This is a genomic window from Actinoplanes sp. DH11 (assembly GCF_020873875.1).
Lineage (GTDB): Bacteria > Actinomycetota > Actinomycetes > Mycobacteriales > Micromonosporaceae > Actinoplanes.
In genome coordinates this window covers 101,880-119,133 of the sequence record NZ_JAHWGU010000017.1, presented here as the reverse complement: position 1 = coordinate 119,133, position 17,254 = coordinate 101,880, and the positions used below count along the sequence as shown (strand labels likewise).

The 17,254-nt window shown below is 71.5% G+C and carries 16 protein-coding genes; 8 read left to right on the top strand and 8 right to left on the bottom strand.

Annotation, left to right across the window (positions count from 1 at the left end; translation table 11 throughout):
• Nucleotides 1–76 precede the first annotated feature (76 nt).
• The 3 genes from LPA41_RS24340 to LPA41_RS24330 are packed head-to-tail and all read right to left on the bottom strand — an operon-like array spanning nt 77 to nt 2,841.
• On the bottom strand, nt 77–1,147 hold the full coding sequence (locus LPA41_RS24340; RefSeq protein ID WP_229073075.1) for a magnesium and cobalt transport protein CorA: 1,071 nt from the start codon (nt 1,145–1,147) through the stop codon (nt 77–79).
• Between the two features lie 18 nt (nt 1,148–1,165).
• The gene (locus LPA41_RS24335; protein ID WP_229073074.1) at nt 1,166–1,903 is read right to left on the bottom strand and encodes an ABC transporter permease; all 738 of its coding nucleotides are present in this window, start codon (nt 1,901–1,903) and stop codon (nt 1,166–1,168) included.
• A gap of 2 nt (nt 1,904–1,905) precedes the next feature.
• Nucleotides 1,906–2,841 (bottom strand): ATP-binding cassette domain-containing protein, encoded by a 936-nt coding sequence (locus LPA41_RS24330; protein ID WP_374238205.1) that lies wholly within the window; start codon nt 2,839–2,841, stop codon nt 1,906–1,908.
• Between the two features lie 65 nt (nt 2,842–2,906).
• On the opposite strand from LPA41_RS24330, the gene LPA41_RS24325 reads away from it, so the two are divergent.
• Nucleotides 2,907–3,869 (top strand): YafY family protein, encoded by a 963-nt coding sequence (locus LPA41_RS24325; protein WP_229073072.1) that lies wholly within the window; start codon nt 2,907–2,909, stop codon nt 3,867–3,869.
• 682 nt (nt 3,870–4,551) lie between these two features.
• Here LPA41_RS24325 and LPA41_RS24320 read toward each other — a convergent pair.
• Nucleotides 4,552–5,058, bottom strand: coding sequence for a GNAT family N-acetyltransferase (locus LPA41_RS24320; protein WP_229073071.1), 507 nt, complete (start codon nt 5,056–5,058; stop codon nt 4,552–4,554).
• Nucleotides 5,051–5,596, bottom strand: a complete 546-nt coding sequence (locus LPA41_RS24315; RefSeq protein ID WP_229073070.1) for a GNAT family N-acetyltransferase — start codon at nt 5,594–5,596, stop codon at nt 5,051–5,053. Before LPA41_RS24315 ends, LPA41_RS24320 begins: the two co-directional genes overlap by 8 nt.
• Nucleotides 5,597–5,621: 25 nt before the next feature.
• Here LPA41_RS24315 and LPA41_RS24310 point away from each other — a divergent pair, with 25 nt between their 5' ends.
• Nucleotides 5,622–7,058, top strand: coding sequence for a beta-N-acetylhexosaminidase (locus tag LPA41_RS24310; RefSeq protein WP_229073069.1), 1,437 nt, complete (start codon nt 5,622–5,624; stop codon nt 7,056–7,058).
• Nucleotides 7,059–7,082: 24 nt separating this feature from the next.
• On the opposite strand, the gene LPA41_RS24305 is transcribed toward LPA41_RS24310, so the two are convergent.
• On the bottom strand, nt 7,083–8,288 hold the full coding sequence (locus tag LPA41_RS24305) for a cytochrome P450 (protein ID WP_229073068.1): 1,206 nt from the start codon (nt 8,286–8,288) through the stop codon (nt 7,083–7,085).
• 91 nt (nt 8,289–8,379) lie between these two features.
• Between LPA41_RS24305 and LPA41_RS24300 the strand changes: the two genes are divergently transcribed.
• Nucleotides 8,380–10,326, top strand: coding sequence for a M48 family metallopeptidase (locus LPA41_RS24300; RefSeq protein ID WP_229073067.1), 1,947 nt, complete (start codon nt 8,380–8,382; stop codon nt 10,324–10,326).
• A 148-nt stretch (nt 10,327–10,474) separates the two neighbouring features.
• Nucleotides 10,475–11,053 (top strand): hypothetical protein, encoded by a 579-nt coding sequence (locus LPA41_RS24295; RefSeq protein ID WP_229073066.1) that lies wholly within the window; start codon nt 10,475–10,477, stop codon nt 11,051–11,053.
• A gap of 87 nt (nt 11,054–11,140) precedes the next feature.
• Here LPA41_RS24295 and LPA41_RS24290 read toward each other — a convergent pair whose 3' ends face one another.
• Both LPA41_RS24290 and LPA41_RS24285 read right to left on the bottom strand, forming a co-directional pair.
• The gene (locus tag LPA41_RS24290; RefSeq protein ID WP_229073065.1) at nt 11,141–12,190 is read right to left on the bottom strand and encodes a hypothetical protein; all 1,050 of its coding nucleotides are present in this window, start codon (nt 12,188–12,190) and stop codon (nt 11,141–11,143) included.
• A 12-nt stretch (nt 12,191–12,202) separates the two neighbouring features.
• A complete protein-coding gene (locus tag LPA41_RS24285) occupies nt 12,203–12,877 on the bottom strand; it encodes a hypothetical protein (RefSeq protein ID WP_229073064.1) in 675 nt (224 codons plus the stop codon).
• A gap of 321 nt (nt 12,878–13,198) precedes the next feature.
• Between LPA41_RS24285 and LPA41_RS24280 the strand changes: the two genes are divergently transcribed.
• Genes LPA41_RS24280 through LPA41_RS24265 form a run of 4 tightly spaced genes read left to right on the top strand, consistent with a single transcriptional unit; the run spans nt 13,199 to nt 17,246 of the window.
• Nucleotides 13,199–15,871: a nitrate- and nitrite sensing domain-containing protein gene (locus LPA41_RS24280; RefSeq protein WP_229073063.1), complete on the top strand. Its 2,673-nt coding sequence runs from the start codon at nt 13,199–13,201 to the stop codon at nt 15,869–15,871.
• Nucleotides 15,868–16,290 carry a roadblock/LC7 domain-containing protein gene (locus tag LPA41_RS24275; RefSeq protein ID WP_229073158.1) on the top strand — a complete coding sequence of 141 codons (423 nt, stop codon included), beginning with the start codon at nt 15,868–15,870 and terminating at the stop codon, nt 16,288–16,290. Before LPA41_RS24280 ends, LPA41_RS24275 begins: the two co-directional genes overlap by 4 nt.
• Nucleotides 16,280–16,666: a DUF742 domain-containing protein gene (locus LPA41_RS24270; RefSeq protein WP_229073062.1), complete on the top strand. Its 387-nt coding sequence runs from the start codon at nt 16,280–16,282 to the stop codon at nt 16,664–16,666. Before LPA41_RS24275 ends, LPA41_RS24270 begins: the two co-directional genes overlap by 11 nt.
• Nucleotides 16,647–17,246, top strand: a complete 600-nt coding sequence (locus LPA41_RS24265) for an ATP/GTP-binding protein (RefSeq protein ID WP_229073061.1) — start codon at nt 16,647–16,649, stop codon at nt 17,244–17,246. The genes LPA41_RS24270 and LPA41_RS24265 overlap by 20 nt, the downstream gene beginning before the upstream one ends.
• The last annotated feature ends 8 nt before the right edge of the window (nt 17,247–17,254 follow it).

Sequence of the window (17,254 nt, the reverse complement as noted above, 5' to 3'; positions counted from 1 at the left end):
TCCCGTAGCCGGATAAAAGGCGACGCGCGGCTGGAGATCAATTCCGGCCGCGCGTTGTCGATTCGACAAGCGCGATTCAGAGCCAGCCGGCTTTCTTGAGCGTCCGGTGCACCCCGCCGGCAATTGTGATCATGGCGAGGATCGCGATCCAGAAACCGTACCGGGAGTCCAGTCCCGGCATGATCTCGAAATTCATGCCGTAGATCCCGGCGATGACCGTCGGCACCGCGGCGATCGCGGCCCACGAGGCGATCTTGCGCATGTCGTGGTTCTGATCCACCGAGACCTGCGCCAGCCGGGCCTGGATGATCGAGTTGAGCAGGTCGTCGAAGCCGGCCACCCGGTCCGCCGCCCGGGCCAGCCGGCCCCGCACGTCGACCAGGTAGGGCCGCAGGGCCGCCGGGACAGTGGGCAGCTCCAGCAGCCGGGCCATCGGCTCGGCGAGCGGCAGCACCGCCCGCTTGAACTCCACCATCTCCCGCTTGAGCTGGTAGATGTGCGCGAACTCGGACCGGCGGGAGGTCGTGAACGTCTCCTCCTCGATCCGGTCCAGGTCGTGCTCGACGTGCCCGGCCACATCGAGGTAGCTGTCGACCATCCGGCTGCTCACCGCGTACGCCACCGCCCACGGTCCCTGCCGCAGCACCTCGGCGCGGCCCTCCAGTTCCCGGCGCACGTGCCAGAGGGGTCCGACCGGGCCGTGCCGCACGGTGATCACGAACGACGGCCCGACCAGCACCGTGACGTCGCCCGTCTCGACCACCTCGGACGTCTCGGTGAGCTGGTCGTGCTCGACATAGCGGGCGGTGCGCAGCACCAGCCGGGTCACCTCGCCGAGCACCTCGACACCTGGCCGGTGCCCGCCCGCCACGGCCTGCTCCACGTGCAACTCGTGCAGGTCGAAGACCTCGGCCACGGCCGCCATGGTGGCCCGGTCGGGCTCGTGCAGGCCCAGCCAGACGAAGGCGCCGCGCCGCCCGGCCTGACGGGCCGCCTCCGGGAACGGCGTCGTGCCGGGCCCGGACCGGCGGGCGCCGCCGGCGTAGACCGCACAGTCCACGACCGCGCCCGGGTTGCCGCGTCGGACCGGCGCCGGTTCCGGGGAGCCGACGATGGTCTCCAGCAGCCGCCCGAGCACACGTCTCATGGGGAAGAACGGTAGCGGTCAGTCCGACCGTTGCATGGCCCGCACGCCGACGACCAGGCCCAGGGTGGCGACCACCACGGCCGCGATCACGCCCTCCACCGTGGTTCGGGCCCAGACGTCCCCGGCGAACAGGGCACGTTCCGCGTCGACCACGTACGTCATCGGGTTGGCCCGGGAGAGCGCCCGCAGCCAGCCCGGCCCGTCGTCGATCGGCAGCAGCACGCCGGCCAGCAGCAACAGCGGGAAAAGCAGGGTCTGCTGCACGGTCCAGAACAGCCACTCCTTGTTCTTCGCGGCCAGGGCCAGGGTGTAGGAGAGCGCGCCGAGCCCGATGCAGAAGCCGGACAGGATGAGCAGGCCGAGCAGGGCGCCCGGCAGGTGCAGGTCGAAGCCGAACGGGATGCAGACGGCCACGATCAGGGCGGCCTGGGCGATCATCGGGACGATCTCTTTGAGGGCCCGGCCGATGAGCAGCGCCGGGCGGCGCAGCGGGGTGACGAGCATCCGCTCGTGCGAACCGGTCTGCATCTCGTAGAGCAGGTTGGAGCCGGTCATCGAGGAGCCGAAGAGGCAGGACATCACGATGATGCCGGGGACGAACCACTGGAGGGACTCCTCACCGGGCAGCAGCGGTGCGAACAGCGCCAGGAAGAAGAGCGGCTGGATCATCGAGAAGATGACCGAGAACGGGTCGCGGACGACCGGCCGGAGCTCGCGGCTGAAGACGACGCGGGTGTCGGTGGCGAACGAAGTCATGATCAGGCCTCCACGAGCTCGGCGGGGGTGCTGCTGTCCTCACGCAGGCTGCGGCCGGTGAGGGTGAGGAAGACGTCGTCGAGAGTCGGGCGCCGCACCTCGAGTCGCGCCACGGTGCCCAGCTCGGTCAGGAGCCGGGGCGCCAGGTGCGGACCGTCCTCGGTGGTGACGACGACCTCGGTGCCGCTGCGGGCGCCGCCGGTGGTCCGGGCCGCGTCGACCGCTTCGGCCTCGGTGGCGAAGCCCAGGATCACCCGGTCGCCCACGTGCTTGGTCTTGAGGTGCCGCGGGGTGTCGTCCGCGATGATCCGACCGTGATCCACCACGATCACCCGCTCGGCCATCGAGTCGGCCTCGTCGAGGTAGTGCGTGGTCAGGACGATCGTGGTGTCGTGCTCGGCGCGCAGCCGCACGATGTGTTCCTGCAGGTTGGCCCGGTTCTGCGGGTCCAGGCCGGTGGACGGCTCGTCGAGGAAGAGCAGCTCGGGCGCGTGGATCAACCCCATCGCGATGTCCAGGCGGCGGCGTTGCCCGCCGGAGAGGGTGGAGACGGTACGGTCGGCGACCTCACCCAGACCCAGCGAGTCGATCAGCTCGCCGGCCCGGGACCGTGCCGCCTTCACGGTCATCCCGTAGGCCCGGCCCTGGCTGATCAGCTCGTCGCGCCCGCGCTGGCTGTGCCCGGCGCCGTTGCCCTGCCCGATGTAGCCGATCCGCAGCCGCACCTCCCGTTGCCGGCGGACCACGTCGAAGCCGGCGACCTGCGCGCTGCCCGAGGTCGGCGGGATCAGCGTGGTCAGCATCCGCAGCGTGGTCGATTTGCCCGCGCCGTTCGGGCCGAGCAACGCGACGAGCTCGCCGCGCGCCACCGTGAGGTTGATGCCGTCGACCGCGCGGACGTCCTTGAAAAGCTTCGTCAGCTCTCGCGTCTCAATCATCATGTCGTCGACGCTAGAGTTCACAGCGGCCACTTCCTGACCGCAATCATGGGGAGTCTGGACGCATGGCGAACACGAGTGCCCGGATGCTGCGGCTCCTCTCGCTGCTGCAGACCCATCGTTACTGGCCCGGGTCGGAGCTGGCCGATCGGCTCGAGGTGAGCCCGCGGACCCTGCGGCGCGACGTCGACCGGCTGCGCGAGCTCGGCTACCCGGTCGACGCGAGCCGCGGTGTTGCCGGGGGCTATCAGCTCCAGGCCGGCGCCGCGATGCCGCCGCTGCTGCTCGACGACGAGGAGGCGGTCGCCATCGCGGTCGGGCTGCGCAGCGCCGCGGCCGGGGCGGTCGCCGGCTTCGAGGAGACGTCGGTCCGTGCGCTGGCGAAGGTGATCCAGCTGCTCCCGCCCCGGCTGCGGCGGCGCATCGACGCCCTGCAGGCGGTGACCGCGCCCAGCGCGTTCGGCGGGGGACCGGTGCTCGACGCGGTGTCGCTGACCACGATCGCGATGGCCTGCCGCGGCGAGGAGCGATTGCACTTCGACTACACCCCGCGCGACGGTGCGGTGATGCGCCGGCACGTCGAGCCGCACCGGCTGGTGTCGCTGGGCCGCCGGTGGTACCTGGTGGCCTGGGACCTGGAGCGGGGCGACTGGCGCAGTTTCCGGGTGGACCGGCTCACCGCCCCGGCGCCCACCGGCGCCCGGTTCCGCCCCCGCGACCTGCCCGGTGGCGACCCGGCGGCCTGGTTGCGCTCGCGCCTGGCGACCATCCCCAACCGGTACGACGTAGCGGTCCTCATCGACGCCCCGGCGGAGGTGGTCCGGTCGTCCGTCGGCCACTGGGCGACCGTGGAGGAGACCTCGGACTCGACGTGCCGCATGCGGCTCAGCGTCGACGACCTGGGCTGGCCGATCATGATCCTCGGTGTGCTTGCCGCGCCGTTCGTCGTGGAGTCACCGCCGGAGCTGCGGGACCGAGCCCGCGCGGCGGGCGAGGCGCTGCTGCGCAACGCGTCCCGGGTCGCCTGACTGTGGGGAAGGCGCTGCTGCGCAACGCGTTCCGGTCGCCTGACTGTCGGGTTTGGACGGATCGGCGCCCCCGTGGCGCCGATCCGCACCTTCAAAGTATCGACGGGGTACGACACTTTCCCGCCTCGTTAAGCCGCTGCTATGTCATGCTTCCTCAGTGGACAGTGACGGTGGTCACACTCCTGGCATGGCGGAGGTCCATATGCTGCCCGAGTAGGGGCCTTTGTGCCGGTCTGTGCTGGTCAAAGAGGTCGGGTGCGGGGCATCGCGCGCAGGATGTCGACGTGCCGGCGGGCGAGTGCGGCGCGTCGTTGCTGGCGCTCGGCCCCGGCGCGGTCCCTGGATCACTAGCCTTGGCCGGCCGCCTTGGGTGCGCAGCGGTGTTGATCTGCCCGCGCGCGCAGCGGTGTTGATCTGCTCGCGCGCGCGGCGGAGTTGATCTGCTAGCGCTACGAAATCGCGGTTTTGACCCCATGATCACAGCGATTTCGTAGCGCTAGCAGATCAACATCTCGGGCATAGGCGGCGTGAGTGGGGCCGGAACCGGGGAACATGGGTGCACGTCCGGCGGAACCGGCAGCCGGAACCGGGCCCGGGGGTGGTGCGCATCCGGTGGCAGCGGGGCTGGAACCGGGGGAGGTGCGCGGGCAGTCCCGGCCGGGGGTGATCAGGGTGGCGGGGCTCAGATCGGCCGGTGCAGCAGCCAGGACCAGGCGTTCTCTTCTTCGCGGGAGCCGGCGGCGCGGCGCTTGCCCGCCCGGGTGAAGCCCCGCGCCTCGTAGAACGGCAGCGCCAGCTCGTTGCCGACCACCGCGGCCACCCACATCTCGGTCGCCCCCAATTCGCGGATCTGCTCGGTGATCCGGTCCAGCAGCAGGGAGCCGAGGCCCTGGCCGCGCTCGGACGGCTCCAGGTAGATCACGAAGAGCTCGCCGACGCCCGGTGCGGTGAGCCCGCCGGCGGCGGTGCCGAGAACCCGGCCGTCCTGTTCCGCCACCTGATAGCCGAGCCAGTCCGGCGGCGCCGGGGCGATCCGCTTGGCGACCTGCTCCGAGGTGTAGAACTCGGCGATCATCCGGTCGAGATATCCCGCCGGCAGGATCTGCGGGTAGGTCGCCGCGTACGCCCTGGTGCAGATGCCGACGATGCTCGGGACGTCGTCCTCGCGCGCTGCCCGTACCTCAGCCATTCCGCGAGGATAGGTCCAGCTGCCGGATGTGGTCGTCGTGCCACTCGGAGCCGACCAGGAACCGTTTCGTCCCGATGATCTCGAATCCGTGCTTCGCGTAGAACTTCGCCGCGCGCTCGTTGTGCTGGTTGACGCCGAGCCAGCAGCTCTTCGCCCCGGCCCGGGCCGCGCTGGACAGCGTCTCCGCCATCAGCGCCCCGGCCGCGCCGGTGCCGTGCTGTTCCTCGGCCACGTAGAACTTGCTCAGCTCGACGCTCGTCGTCGCGTCCACCACCGCGGCGACGTCCGGGTCCGCGATCGGCCCGACGACCAGCATCGCGTAACCCGTCGGCTGATCATCCTCGGACACGATCACGATGATCCGGTTCGGGTCGGCGAGGTAGTGGGCGAAGTTGTCCTCGGAGAGGTTCGTCGCGATGAACGCGTCGATGTCGCTCTGCCGGGTCCCGGGCGGGCAGGCCAGTCCGAACGTGCGAGCCGCCAGGTCGTGCAGGACCGGCTCGTCGCCGATGACGCCGTGACGTGTGGTGATGGCCATGGCGCGACAGTTTAGAGTCCTTGGAGTGCGCGCTCTGACGAAGCAACTCGGCGATGTGATCCCCGTCCCCGCCTCTGTGCGGCCGATCACCGACGCCACATTCACGATCATCAGGGGTACGGGTCTGACCTGCGAACCTGAGGTCATCGGTGTCGCCGAATTTCTGAGCGACGCGCTGGAGAAGGCCACCGGTCACCCGGTCCCGATCGGTCCCGGCGGTGCGATCCGGCTCGGACTCGACCCGTCCCTGGCCGCCGAGGGGTACACGCTGGAGATCACCGCCGACGCGGTGACGGTGCGAGGCGGTACGCCCCAGGGCCTGTTCTGGGGTGTCCAGACGCTGCTCCAGCTGGCGCCTGACCTGCCCGGTGGCGTGATCGAGGACGCCCCGAGGTACGAGTACCGCGGCGCGATGCTGGACCTGGCCCGGCACTTCTTCACGGCCGACGAGGTCAAGGCGCACATCGACCAGCTGGTCCAGTTCAAGATCAATCACTTGCACCTGCACCTCACCGACGACCAGGGATGGCGCCTCGAGATCCCGGGCTGGCCGCGGCTCACCGAGGTCAGCGGCGGCCCCGGCACCGGGGTGGACGGCGCCGGCCCGGGGTTCCTCACCCTCGACGACTACGCCGGCATCGTCGCCTACGCCGCCGCGCGGTTCGTCACGATCGTCCCGGAGATCGACATGCCGGGACACGTCAACGCGGCGCAGCACGCGTACCCGTCGCTGACCGCGGACGGGCAGCCGGTGCCGCAACGCACCGACGCCGAGGTCGGCTACAGCTCCCTGGTGGCCGGCAAGGAGGAGACGTACGCCTTCGTCGAGGACGTGATCCGCACGGTCGCCGACCTGACGCCCGGGCCCTACCTGCACATCGGCGGCGACGAGTGCCTGTCCACGCCGCCCGGTGACTACCGCACGTTCCTGTCCCGGGTGCTGCCGCTGCCCGGCAAGTACGGCAAGCGGGTGATCGGCTGGCACGAGATCGCCGCCGTCGAGCTGCCGGAGAACGCGATCGTGCAGTACTGGCGGATCGAGGCGGCCGACGAGAACACCGCGCGGGCCGCGCTGGACGGGCGCCGGGTCATCATGGCGCCGGCGGACCGGACCTATCTGGACATGAAGTACGACGCCGACACACGCCTGGGTCTGGACTGGGCCGGTCTCGTCGACGTCCGCCGCTCCTACGACTGGGACCCGGCCGACCGGCTGCCCGGTGTCGGCGAGGAGGCGCTGCTCGGGGTGGAGGCTCCGCTCTGGTCGGAGACGCTGCGCAGCGTGGCCGACGTGCAGTACCTGACGTTCCCCCGGCTGCCGGCGATCGCCGAGGTCGCCTGGTCGCCGCGCGCCGCCCGGGACTGGGAGTCGTTCCGCGGCCGGGTCGCGGCGTTCGGCCCTCGCTGGGACGCGGCCGGCGTCGCCTACCACCGCGCCCCGGAGATCGACTGGCCCCGCTGACGTCGCCGGCCGCCGATCTCGCCGCTAGGGCAGCACCAGTTTGATCCGGCTGCGCGGGATCGCCGGGATCCGGGACAGGTCGATGTCGGTGGTCTGCGGCGGCAGGTAGTAGTCCAGCCGGGACAGCCGCTGGACCAGCGTGCCCAGCAGGGCGACGGTGATCTTCTCGCCGGGGCAGCGGTGGCCGGTGCGCGGATCGCCGCCGCCCTGCGGGATCAGGTCGAAGTCGCCGATCTCGCGGCCGAGGAACCGTTCCGGGCGGAACGCGTACGGGTCGTCCCAGAGGTCCGGGTCGTGGTTCTGGCCGTAGACGTCGAGCAGCACCAGCGTGCCGGCGGGAATCGACTCGCCCTGGAACACCAGGTCACGGGCGGCACGGCCGCCGAGGAACGGCGCGAACGGGTAGAACCGGCGCACCTCGTGCGTGAACGCGGCGGTGAACTCGTCGTCGCCGGCGCGCAGCCGCGTCGCGTGGTGCGGCCATCGGTCCAGGGCGTGCGCGGCGAACGCGACGAACCAGGCCACCGCGGTGGACGGGCGGATGACGTTGAGCAGTTCGACCGCCGCGGTGCGCGGGTCCAGCGGGACGCCGTCGTCGGTGTGGTGCGCGATCACCGAGATGGGCTCCGGGGTCGGCGGCTCCGCCCGTACCCTCTCGATGACCTTGGCCAGGCGCCGTTCCTGCCGGTCGCGTGCCGCCAGAGCCCGCGCGAATCGCGGGCCGACGGTCGCGAAACCGTCGACCATCGCGACGAGATCGCGGGCCAGGGAGGTCAGCTCACGGTCCTCCTCGGGTACGCCCACCCAGCGGGTGACCGCCTTCGCGATGACCCGGGCCGTCTCGTCGAAGAGCGTCACCTCGCGGCCACCCCGCCAGCCGTCGGCGGCCTGGTCGAACGCCTCACCGGCCAGTTTCGCCAGGGTGTCGACGCCGTCACCGAGAAGGAGGCTGGTGAAGAGTGCCTTGCGGTGCCGGTGCGCCTCGCCGTCGAGGGTGTGCACCGCGCCCTGGCCGAACAGGGTGTGCACGACGAGGCTGGGCAGGGCGGTGTGCCGCTCCAGGTTGCCGGTGCCGTAGAAGAACTGTGCGGCGGCGGGACCGCAGATGCCGACGGCCCGCTGCCCCATGACCCGCGTCCGCACCGGGGCACCACCCGACCGGCGGCGCAGATCGGGCAGCCACGCGTATCCCTTGAGAGCAACGGCAAGAGTCTGATCGAGGTCGGCCATGTCGCCCGTATAACCCGCTGGGCGAACGCGAAACGCCCCCGCCACCGAATGGGCCCTACGCTGGGCCCGGTCCGACGACAGGAGTGACGGCTTGAGCAAGGGTGCCCGATCGGCGGCGGGGCTCGCCGGATTCGTGCTGGTGGCGGGCGCACAGCCGGTGTTCGTGCTGCTCATCCTCTGGACGGTTCTGCGGATCCTGCCCAGCGGTGTGGCGCTGCGACTGGGTGTGCCGCTGAGCATCGCCACGTTCGGTGCCCTCGGGTACGCGACGTGGCGCGCCCTGCACACCCGGCGGCGGCAACCGGCCGGTGTGGTGGTGACCCGGGACCGGGCGCCGGAACTGTGGAAGCTGGTCGACGGTGCCGCCGCGGCCGCCGGGGTGACGCCGCCGGATGGGTTGACCGTGGTCGCCGACGCCACGGTGACGGTCGGGGAGCGTACCCGTCTGCTCGGGTTGATCGGCGGCCGTCGCGACCTCTACCTGGGCCTGCCGCTGCTCCAGGCGTTCGACCCGGCCCGGCTGCGTGCCGCGGTGACGCACGAGCTGGCGCATGCGTCGCCGGTGCTGAGCCGGTGGGCCCCCCTGGCCCGGCGCGGCCGGGTGGCGGTGGCGCGGGTGGCACCCCGGATCTCCCGGCGGCACCTGCTGCTGCGTGCCTATGCCGGGCTGTACCGCCGGATCGACACCGGATTCAGCCGGGAACAGGAGTTCGCCGCCGACCGGATCGCGGCCGGGCACGCCGGCGTCGAGGCGATGACGGCTGTGCTGCGCGACCTGCCCGTGCTGGCCGGGATGCAGCGGTTGTTCCACGCCGAGTACGTCGGGCCCGGATGGCAGGCCGGGTTCGTGCCGGACGACGTGTTCGGCGGGTTCCTGCGGGTGCTCGCGGCGCGGTCGGCCGAGATGGAGGTGCTGCGAGGCCAGGAACTGCCGCCGTCGGGGGAGTGGGACACGCATCCGCCGGCGGGTGAGCGGGTGGCGGCGCTCACGGCACTGCCCCCGGCCGCCGCGCCTTCTTCTCCTTCTGCCGCCGAGCCCGCCGCGCCCTCATCGGCTGCCGCGGCGTCGGCGCCCGAGGATTCCGCGGCGGAGCCGGAGCTGGTGCCGGACCTTCCGCTGCTCGGGCGGGCCCTGCAGGACGTCGCCTACCCGGCCGCCGGCCGCACCGTCGTGACCTGGGACGAGTGTTTGAGCGTCGCGCGCACCGCGGAGATGGAACGCGAGGCCGAGGCCACCCTGGCGACCCTCTCCCGGGCCACCGGGACCGAGGTCACCGGGCCCGCGCAGGTGCTCGACCTGGCCGCCGGCGACCGGCTGCGGCCGGTGGCGGCGACACTCTTCCCGGAGGCCACGCCGGAACAGACCACCGAGCGGATCGTCGACCTGCTCGGCCTGATGCTGGCGCTCGCGGCCCTGCGCAGCGGCGTGGTCCGCTGGCGGCACAGCTGGACCGGTGCGGCCGAGGTCGTCGGCGTCGACGGCGCGTACCTCAACCTCGCCGAACTGGCGGCCGCCGCCGCGGACCCCGGTACCGTCGAGGCGGTCCGGGAGTACCTGATGAAGATCGGCGTGGACCTCGGTGCGCCGGCCGGCGACGGCGCGGCCCGGATCCTCGGCGGGCTGGTGAACCTGGTGGCGGACGGGGCGCGTACCGACCTGCTGATCACCGACCTCGGGCTGCTGCTGGTGCCGGGCCTGCCCCGGGGCCGCGGTGGTGAGTCGAAGCGGCGGCTCGCCGGGACGGCGGCGCGCCCGCGGGCCGGATCGGACGGCCGGTTCGTGCCGTTCGCCGACGTCACGGCGGTGACCACGCTGCCGGGCCGGCGGAAGGGCTGGGTGATCGCGCTGCGGGACGGCGGGGAGATCTCGCTGCGGCCGGGCCTGGACAGCGACGAACTGCCCGGCGGCTGGCAGGCCTGGGACGAGACGGTGGGCTTCCTCACCGAGACGCGTACGGGGGTGACGCCGGTCTCGCCGCCCGCCTCGGACGAGGGTGGTGCTGAACCGGCAGCGGTCAATACCCGTAGCGATGACTAGGACAGTCTCATCCCTGACGGATGAGCGACCATTACGTCACTTTGGGTCACAATAACCTCGGAGAATGTTCGCTTCGACGGCATCCGAAATGGGTAGCACGACTGCCGGGTGAGGCGCGACGATCGTCTCCAAGCCGGGGAGGGCGCTCATGGAACGGGGTCCGCTGACACTGTTCGGAGCCATCGTCGCGTTCGGGCTGGGTCCGTCGATGTGGCTCGGCGCTCAATTGGGCACCGTCAACATCGCGCCCAACGAGCGCCCCTCGACCGTGGGCGAGCAGTACCCGGAGAGCGACCGGGACTTCGGTGGCGTCGGCGCCGGTGAGACGCCGGAGCAGGCGGGCTGGGTCCGCGTCGACCCCGGGCTCCCGGTCACCCGTGCCGCGTCCAGCCCGGCGGTCGTGCCGTCGTCCCCGAGCCCCAAGCCGACCTTCGTGGCGCCCCGGCCGACAACGCCGTCACCGGCGGCGCCGTCCAGCCCGTCCGTCACTCCGTCCACCAGCGCATCTGTCGTCCCGCTGCCGCCGAGCCCGTCGTCCGGCACCGGCTCGCCGGCGCCCTCGACGTCGGCGAGCGACGAGGCGAGCCAGTCGCCGGAGCCGTCACAGTCCGTCTCGGACGGTGACGATGAGGGCGAGGGTGGCGCGGGCGGGGGCGGCGAGGGCGACGCCGGTGAGGGCGACGGCGTCACGGATCAGGACGACGCGATCACGTCGTTGCCGTACTGATCACGTTGCCGTACTGATCAGGTTGCCGTACTGAGCAGGGGAGAAAAGCCGTCCGGCTTTCCTCCCCTTCCCGTCGCCCCCGTTTGATCAGAGGCCGAGCAGCCGGTCGAGAATGTCGCGGTAACTACGCAGCTCCACCCGGAGCGACTCGGTGTCATCGGTGCCTTTCGCCAGCCCGCCGCGCTGCTCGCGCAGCGCCGCGGTCAGCGTGTCGACGGCCTCGTCCACGAGCTGAGCCGCGTCGTTCGTGGCGCCTTTCGGGTCGTCGACGAAGCGCAGCTGCACATCCCGCCAGCGGTTGCGAAGCACCTCGGTCTCGGCCGCCGGGAAGAACGGCGAGGGGCCGGAGACTTCGCCCGCACCGATCTCGGAAACCGGTCCGCCGGTGGCCACACTCTGATCATTCTCGGACTTGCCGGCCCCCGACTCGGTGATCACCTGCGGGTCGTCGAAGGTGCCGCGGTCCTCGAGGACGGCGTCGGTCCGGTCGTCATGACCGGTCCGGTCCTGGTGGGCCTCGGCGTTCCGGCGCGCCGCTTCGGCGTCCGGTGCGGGCCGGTCGCCCAGAGCCACGGTCTTGTCCTGGTCCGTCTCGATCACGACGGCCCGCACCGGGACCTGAACGTCCGCGGCACGGTCCGCAGTTACCGCGGCCGGGTTCCGGTCGGTGTCGGTGCCGTCGGCGTCCTGCCGATCCGTGGCGTACCCGTCGACGGTGCCGCGCCGGTCCGCGAGGTCGTCGGAGGTGTCATCACGGCCGGTGGCATCGCGGCCGGCGGCATCGCGGGCGGCGGCGGTGCTGTGGCCGCCGGCGTCGAAGGCGACGGTCCGGTCGTCAGCGATGCCCGACGCGGCGTCGGTCGTCCGGTCGGTGGTCCGGCGGTCGTCGACGTCGTAGGGTCCGGCGGCGGCCGACGCGGCGACCGCACCACCCACAGTGGACGCGCCGAACGCGGTCGGCTGCGGTGCCGGGTCGTGCACCGGGGGCCGGTCCGCGCTGTCACCAGGTGCGTGCTCCCACGGCGACCCGGCCCGCTGCGCCGGGAACGCCGCCGGCTCTTTCCGCTCGCTGTCGGTACGGTCGCCGGTGTCCTGCTCGTCGGCGTTGTCCTTGGCCTCGTTCGAGAAGAAGCGCATCGTTGGTGCTCCTCAGCGGCTGGCGGCGTCGGGGCGGGGCCGTGCGACGCCGGATTCGGTGGCGGTGTCCTCAGTGTCGGTCACGGTGCGGCCCGGCGCATCGGCCGGAGCGGAGTCGTCGGCGGCCGGGCGCGGTGCCGGGGTGGACGCGCCGATCGGGTTCTCGCCCAGCAGGTCGGCGAAGAGGGCGCGGTAGTGGACCAGGGCTTGACGCAGGTCCTCGGTCTCGGTCTCGTCGTTGCGGCTGCGCCGGCTGATCTCGTGGGCGGCGCGGTAGTGCTCGAGCGTGGCGGCGTGCTCGACGGAGAGGTTGGCGAGGCGGTCGTCGTAGTCGCCGGTCGGGTACCCGCGCTCGGCGATCAGGGCGGTGACCAGCTCGTCGGCGGTGGCGACCGCTTCCTTCGGGTTGTCCACGAAGCGGATCTGGACCTCTTCCCAGGCCGCGGCGTACTTGGTGCGCGACTCCTCGGACAGTTCACGCAACTCCAGCTGGGCGTGCCGCTTGGTGCGCTCGTGCAGTTCACGTTCCGCCTCGGTGCGGTTGCCGGTGTCGGCGACCACACGGTCGTACTCGGGGCCGAAGGTCTGCTGGAGCTTGCGGCGCCGCGCGGCCCGGACACCGAGGACGATCGCGGCCAGGACCAGAAGGGCGACAACGATCAGGATGATGGTGACGGTGGCGGACATCAGGTTCCTCCTTCTTCCACGGGGATGTATGCCCATCCGGCACCGGCTGCCAACCCTCGTGTTCACCCACCGCGTCGCGGGGTGTCCGACGTGCTCTGTCGTAAGACCGACGATCTCCAAAAAAGATCGGATGCCGATCTGGCTGGACAAACGGGACGGATGCCCAGCATCCGGAATGCCGGGGAACTAGCTGAGACGCACGTCATTACGTATTCTTCGCCGAGCGCATGACACAGGCATGACGGCCGTCCCATTCTGATCGGCTGTCAGGGCTGCTCGGCGCGTTGCTTGTTTGCTACCGAACCCCTCGGGCGGAGCCTGATGAGAAGCCGCAACTGGTCGATCCGTTCGAAGATCATCGCGATGGCCGCGGTGCCTCTCGCCGCGCTGCTCGCGCTCTGGATCTTCGCAACGGTGGTCACCGCCGGTCCGGCTCTCAACCTGCTCGAATCCCGCGACGCGGTCCACAAGCTCGGCAACCCGGGACTGCAACTGATCGCTCAGCTCCAGCGCGAGCGGCACTTCTCCGCGATCTACGTCTCCGCGGCCAAGCCGGCCGCCACCGAACTGAACCGGGAACGGGACGCCACCGACCGGGCCGCCGGCACGTTTCGCGCGGCGGTGGCCGACGCCGACCTCACCGAGGCGGTGCGGCCCCGGGTCGACGCGATGATCGCGTTGCTGAACGAGTTGCCGCAGAACCGCAGCCGGATCGACGACCGCCTGGTCAAGGACGTCCTTCCGGTGGTACGGGACTACAGCGCGGTGATCGACGCCGCGTTCGAGGTGTCCACCTCCGCGGCCATCTTCTTCCACGAGCGGGTCGACCGTGAGGTTCGCGGCCTGATCAGCGCCCTGCGCGGGCTGGAGCACCTGAGCCGGGTCGACGCGATGCTGGCCGGTGCGAACGCCGCCGGCTACATCCACGCCATCAACCGCGGTGTGCTGATCGAGGACATCGCGAACTCGCGCTATCTGCTGAAGGCCGGTGTCGCCGACATGCCGGAGGGCGCCCGCGGCGACTACTCGCGGGTGATCACCAGCCCGCCGTTCGTGAACCTCGACATCATGCAGAACTCGCTGATCGGCGACAGTTACGCGGGCGGGCCGCCGCCGGTCTCGGGCGCCGACTGGCAGCCCACCTACGACCGGACGAACGCCGAGCTCAGTGACTTCGTGCTGCGGTCGGTGGACAAGGTCGCCCAGGACGCCACCCCGCTGGCCGCGAGCGTGCTGCTCCGGCTCGGCGTCGCCGGGCTGCTCGGCCTGCTCGCGTTCGTGCTCTCCATCCTCGTCTCGGTCCGCTTCGGCCGGTCGATCGTCGGCCGGCTGATCCGGCTGCGCCGGGAGGCCCTGGAGATGGCGTCGGAGCGGCTGCCGTCAGTGGTCCGCCGGCTTCAGCGCGGCGAGGCCGTCGACGTCGAGGTGGAGACCCCACCCCTGGAGTACGGCGGCGACGAGATCGGCCAGCTCGGGCGCGCGTTCAACGAGGTGCAGCGTACGGCCGTGCTGTCCGCGGTCGACGAGGCGAACGTCCGGCGTGGCATCAACGAGGTGTTCCTCAACATCGCCCGGCGCAGCCAGACCCTGCTGCACCGCCAGCTCTCGCTGCTGGACAAGATGGAGCGCCGGGAGACCGAGCCGCAGGAACTCGAAGACCTCTACCGCGTCGACCACCTCGCCACCCGGATGCGGCGGCACGCCGAGGACCTGGTCATCCTGGCCGGCGCGGCGCCCGGCCGGGGCTGGCGCAACCCGGTCCCGGTGATCGACGTCGTCCGTGGCGCGATCAGTGAGGTCGAGGACTACAAGCGGGTCGACATCCGCACGATCACCTCCTCGGCGGTGTTCGGCCGCGCGGTCGGCGACGTGATCCACCTGCTCGCCGAACTGATCGAGAACGCGGCGTCGTTCTCCCCGCCGCACACCCGCGTGCAGGTCGTCGGCCAGGCGTTGCCGAACGGGTACGCGATCGAGATCGAGGACCGTGGCCTCGGGATGAGCGCGGAGGCGATCGAGCAGGCCAACCGCCGCCTCGCCGAGCCGCCCGACTTCGACCCGACCGACAGTGCCCGGCTCGGCCTGTTCGTGGTGGCCCAGCTGGCGAACCGGCATCAGATCCGGGTGTCGCTGCGCGCCTCCGCGTTCGGCGGGATCACCGCGATCGTGCTGCTCCCCGGTGAACTGGTGACCGGTGTTCCCGGCCCGGCACTGCCGATCGGCCCGGCCGGTGGTTCGGCCGGCGGCTCGGTGAACGGGTCCGGGAAGAGCTGGGACGTCCCGCTTGTCGGATCGGGCACGGAGGATCCGTCGCGGAACTCGCTGGCGTCGCTGCAGTGGCCGGGTCCCGAGGAACTGCGCGAGATCACCGTGGCCGGGCGCCGGGCTGCCACCGACGAACAGCCGTCGCCGGCACCGGCCGCGCGGCAGGGCGCGGTGACCGATGCCGGGGGACCGGCGGCGAGCGTGGTGGCCGAGGAACTGAGCGCCGAGGGGCTGGTCCAGCGGCGGCGGGTCCGGCGCACACCGAACCCCACGGTGGAGATCCCGGGCGAGCTGACGGGCGCGGCCCGGGCCGTACCCCGGAACTCCGCGCCCGCCGAAGCGCCCGCACCGGTCTCCACATCGGACCCCGAGGACACCGGCGAGATCTCGCTGGACGGCCTGCCGAAACGGGTCCGGCAGGCGAGCCTGGCGCCGCAGTTGCGTCAGCCGGTGGCGGAGCGGGCGTCCACCGCGCCGACGCGCAGCCCGGAACAGGTCCGTACGCTCATGAGCGCCCTGCAGCACGGCACCACCCGCGGCCGCGTCGACGCGGCACGCGGCGAAACGGCCGTCGTGGAACCCGAGCGCGCGGACGATACGGTCAGCTTCCCGGCCCTCGTGGACGTCACGGCGGCCCGGGACAACGCATCAACCGGAACCGAGGCGGGCGCGGCCGGCGACCGTGCCCCGGGGTCCGGCGAGAACCTCAGGCTGGAGAAGGACGCATAGTGGCACAGACGAAGCAGAGCGCGAACCTCACCTGGCTCCTCGACGATCTGATCGAACGGGTGCCGACCGCGCAGCAGGCCGTGGTGCTGTCGGCCGACGGGCTGATGCTCGGCGCCTCCGCGGCGATGAGCCGGGAGGATGCCGAACACCTGTCCGCGATGGCGGCCGGGTTCCAGAGCCTCGCCAAGGGCGCGAGCCGGCATTTCCGTGCCGGTCAGGTGCGTCAGACCGTGGTGGAGATGGAGGAGGCCTTCCTCTTCGTGACGGCCGCCGGTCAGGGCGCCTGCCTGGCCGTTCTCGCGTCGGCCGACGCCGACCTCGGTCTCATCGCGTACGAGATGGCGATGCTGGTCACCCGGGTGGGGCAGATCATGAGTGCCCCCGAGCGGACCGTGCTGGCACCGTCCGATGCCCTCTGAGCAGCCGCGTGTGAACCACGACTGGCTCGATTCCGACGCCGGTCCGGTGGTCCGGCCGTACGCGATGACGGGCGGCCGGGTCGCACCGTCCGGTGGCGACTTCGACCTGGTCGCGTTCGTCGTCGCCACCGTGCCGGACCTGCCGATCGGGCCGCAGCTGCAACCCGAGCACCACGCCATCGTGGCCGCCGCCTGGGAGCCGATCTCGGTGGTCGAGCTGGCGTCCCAACTGGACCTGTCGATCGGCGTGGTCCGGGTCTTCCTCGGTGATCTACGCTCAGCGGGGCTCATCTCGCTGTACGAACCTCCGGCGGCCACACAGCCGCACGACGTCGACGTACTCAAGGCGGTTGTCAATGGACTCCGTGCGCTCTGACCGCAACGGCGGCTCGTCGCGCATCCCCGTCGCGCTCAAGATCCTTATCGCCGGCGGTTTCGGTGCGGGCAAGACCACCATGGTCGGTTCGGTCAGCGAGATCCGGCCGTTGCAGACCGAGGAGGTCCTGACCGGGGCCGAGGGCGCGGACGATGTCTCCGGGGTGGAAGGCAAGACCACCACCACGGTGACCATGGACTTCGGCCGGATCACCATCACCGAGGACCTCCAGCTCTACCTCTTCGGCACGCCGGGGCAGGACCGGTTCTGGTTCCTCTGGGACGAGCTGTCCCAGGGCGCACTCGGTGCCGTGGTGCTGGCTGACACCCGCCGGCTGGCCGACTGCTTCCCGTCGATCGACTACTTCGAGCAGCGCGGCACACCCTTCGTGGTGGCGGTGAACTGTTTCGACACGCAGCAGCGGTTCGCCCCCGACGCGGTCAGCCGTGCGCTCGACCTCGACCCGGGCGTGCCGGTGGTGCTCTTCGACGCCCGCGACCAGGTGGCGGCCCGCAATGTGCTCATCGAACTGGTGGAGTACGTGGCCCGCCGCCAGCTGACCACCGCGGCCAGCCGCTGACCCACCGG